The organism is Candidatus Symbiopectobacterium sp. NZEC135, assembly GCF_025962695.1.
In genome coordinates, this window is the sequence record NZ_JAGFPF010001081.1 from 1 (window position 1) to 735 (window position 735).

Consider the following 735-nt stretch of genomic DNA (forward strand, 5'->3'; position numbering starts at 1 on the left):
TTCATCTGTTCCCAGACCATGACGCTTGCCTGTTAACGGATGCTTATATTGCCAATAGATCCGCTTGGTGCGCGGATCGGCAAAACAAAAGAGATTGGGAACGTTGATATTGTGCTTAACGATCCTGCCGCAATCCGTGTGATGAATAGCGTGCTATCCGGGCATATTCAACGCGGGATTGGCGATAAGGATAAAGAAACAGGCAAAACTATTCAGGCGAAAGAGCTGGCCCATATTGGATTAACGGAAGATGGTAAAGGGGTTATTCCATCGCTGAAAGTAACCTATAGTGATGGTTCAACAGCCTTTAAACCCATGACGCGCTTTGGTTCAACAGATCCAAATGACACCATAACGCCAATTGCGCTACCCCGTCTTATGGAAGAGTTCCGAGGCTACAGCCAAGTGGTCGGGCAGTTAAATTATGGGGACCGAGCTAAATTTCTCAACGATATGGTTAATCCGACCTCGAAGCAGGAAAGCGCCGAGGCCAAGGAGCACCGAACTCAGAAAATTTCATCCAAAAAAGCGCGGGCGAATGCGATTGCCAAAGATCCGAACAACGCCGCAGCGATTAATGCACAGTTTGACCTACTGGATGAGCAAATTGATGGTGCATATGGGAAGGCGCACAAACCCGATAATGACGGTGTTAGCGCGCAACTGGATCAAAGGGCGGTGGGCGATCCGGGTAAAGTGGCATATGTGAAACAGGAGGCGGCGACTTATGCGCCG

Annotated in this window: 1 protein-coding gene; it reads right to left on the reverse strand. The window is 49.3% G+C overall.

The features are described 5' to 3' along the window. Positions 1-147, reverse strand: a 147-nt coding sequence (locus J5224_RS32570; RefSeq protein ID WP_413544761.1) for a phage integrase Arm DNA-binding domain-containing protein, incomplete at its 3' end; no start/stop codon positions are given. Positions 148-735 lie beyond the last annotated feature (588 nt).